Source organism: Bacillus sp. P4_D3, from assembly GCF_056401855.1.
Map to the genome: position 1 here is coordinate 1 of NZ_JBFUIN010000580.1, position 1,966 is coordinate 1,966.

3 protein-coding genes are annotated in these 1,966 nt (G+C 30.3%); 2 read left to right on the forward strand and 1 reads right to left on the reverse strand.

Translation table 11 applies throughout. The features are described from left to right. Positions 1–805, reverse strand: an 805-nt coding sequence (locus tag AC1DTM_RS24275) for a tetratricopeptide repeat protein (RefSeq protein ID WP_477001087.1), incomplete at its 3' end; no start/stop codon positions are given. Between the two features lie 369 nt (positions 806–1,174). Between AC1DTM_RS24275 and AC1DTM_RS24280 the strand changes: the two genes are divergently transcribed. Together AC1DTM_RS24280 and AC1DTM_RS24285 are read left to right on the forward strand one after the other, a co-directional pair. Further along, the gene (locus AC1DTM_RS24280) at positions 1,175–1,555 is read left to right on the forward strand and encodes a hypothetical protein (protein WP_199715586.1); all 381 of its coding nucleotides are present in this window, start codon (positions 1,175–1,177) and stop codon (positions 1,553–1,555) included. 75 nt (positions 1,556–1,630) lie between these two features. Then, positions 1,631–1,858 carry a DUF3923 family protein gene (locus AC1DTM_RS24285; protein ID WP_002167942.1) on the forward strand — a complete coding sequence of 76 codons (228 nt, stop codon included), beginning with the start codon at positions 1,631–1,633 and terminating at the stop codon, positions 1,856–1,858. Positions 1,859–1,966: the final 108 nt, after the last annotated feature.

A 1,966-nucleotide genomic window follows, 5' to 3' on the forward strand; every position in this document is an offset into this window, starting at 1 on the left:
CTATCATTTTTTTATAACAATTGTTCTCTTCTATATATTCCTCAATTAACTCTTTCTTATCGTTTTCTGTCCAATTTTCTTCTACTTCTTCATTCTGAACATCTTCTATTTCTGCTGTCTTCGCTTCGATAGATTCCCGTATAACTTCATTTATACGGGAGAAATTATTAGCTTTATATAGAGCATAAACAAATCTACCAATCCAATTGGGACTTTTCCAGTATTCTTTGTATCCCTTTTCGAACCATTCAATTGCTTCTTTATAGCAATTCAACTCAACATATAAACCTGCTACATTAATTTCTCCTACAAAATCATCCGATTTCCTGTTAAAAGCATCCAACTTCTCTTTCGCTTCTGTTTTTCGCCCTAAATCAATTAAACACTTTACATAGTTATACATTATAATGTCTGAATCCCCTGCAACTCGCAAGAAAAATTCTGAAGCTTTTTCCAACTCTCCAAGATTATAATGAGCTACAGCTACATTGTGATATGCTTCATCGGATGGTTGAATCGAAATAGATTTTTGTAATGCATCTTTCGCTTCTTCCCACTTTTCTTGTTTCATGTAAATTTCCCCTAAGATGTTATAAGGAAAGTATGAGGAAGGATTCAACTTAACAGCTTCTTTTATTAATTCAAGAGCTTTACCATCATTCTCTTCCTCATAAAAGTACATCCAAGCAAGATTATTGAGAGATTGTACACCTCTAGATTCATGTACTGCTTGTTGAAACAGTTCCATTGCTTCCTCATATTCATTTTGTTCAAACATTTCAATTGCCTTCTCGTTAATGTTCAAGTAACTATCTCCGAAGTGAATGAATTCATCTATTCCCTATCATTATTTTAATATGTAAAAATTGTAATTTCTATAAAAATAAGATTGCTTCGTATTAAGCTCTTTCTACTTTCTACATTTCATCATATATTTGGATATCCAATTCGTAATGATTTTATCAACACCGCTTTCTAAAGAAAATAAATACCTACTGTAAAAATACTGATTCTCAACAATAAGTAAACTTTTCAATCTCCCTTAAATTGGATATATAACCTATTTTAATTTACATATTATGGTACAATAAAAAAGTGCTAGCTAAACATTTACGTTCCATACTAGCAGTCTAGCAATACCAAAATCAAAAATCACTTGAAATTGGGGGATGTTATGAAAAAGAAATTAATTGTTCTTCTATTCATCGGAATCATTCTATCCGGATGTTCAACTATAGTAGAAAATTCTTTAGAAACCGGAAACGGCAGTATTGAATTATTAACACCAACGATTACAACAAAAGATAATGAATTAGAAATTAAGACTGAAGGTATTGATGAAAATAAAATAACTTTTATTTATGTTGCCAATAAAAAAGTATTGGAACAAAAAATAAATAATGGTGAATCCTACAAACTTAACATTAAAGATATCGAGCACGCTCATAGGACAGACTACAAGCCAAGAGTTCAACTTTTGCAAACGAAAGATGATAACGAAGATGGCGACATGGCAACCTTTAAACAAGTTAGATATACAGTTGAAAAAAAGTAGTTTTATAGTTATTTCATTTAAATATAACAACCGAAAATATACTTTTAACAGAGGGTAAATATAAGAGGTGCTAATATGAAAAGACGATGGATTTTTTGGTGGATTGGTAACATATTTTGGATTACCATTTTTGGGATATTGGCAGCTATCATTTGGCTAAGAGAGGTTGATGGTGCTGGTGTTACTCAAACACCAGAGCTTAAATTAGTGGCATTTATCGTTTTATTAATTGCATTTATATTACCGATAATTATTCAATCTATATGGCTAATTGTTAATTTGAGAAAGAGCAATAAAAAATAATCATACATAATTTTTTTAGAATTATACGAGAAATCATAAAAAAAGAGAGGAATTTTTCAAAAAATAGATTCCTCTCTTTTACATTTTCGCATTCATATAGGATTATGG

Coding starts and splice junctions, on each gene's coding strand:
- AC1DTM_RS24285 (WP_002167942.1), top strand. CDS start 1,631: ATGAAAAGACGATGGATTTTTTGGTGGATTGGTAACATATTTTGGATT.
- AC1DTM_RS24280 (WP_199715586.1), top strand. CDS start 1,175: ATGAAAAAGAAATTAATTGTTCTTCTATTCATCGGAATCATTCTATCC.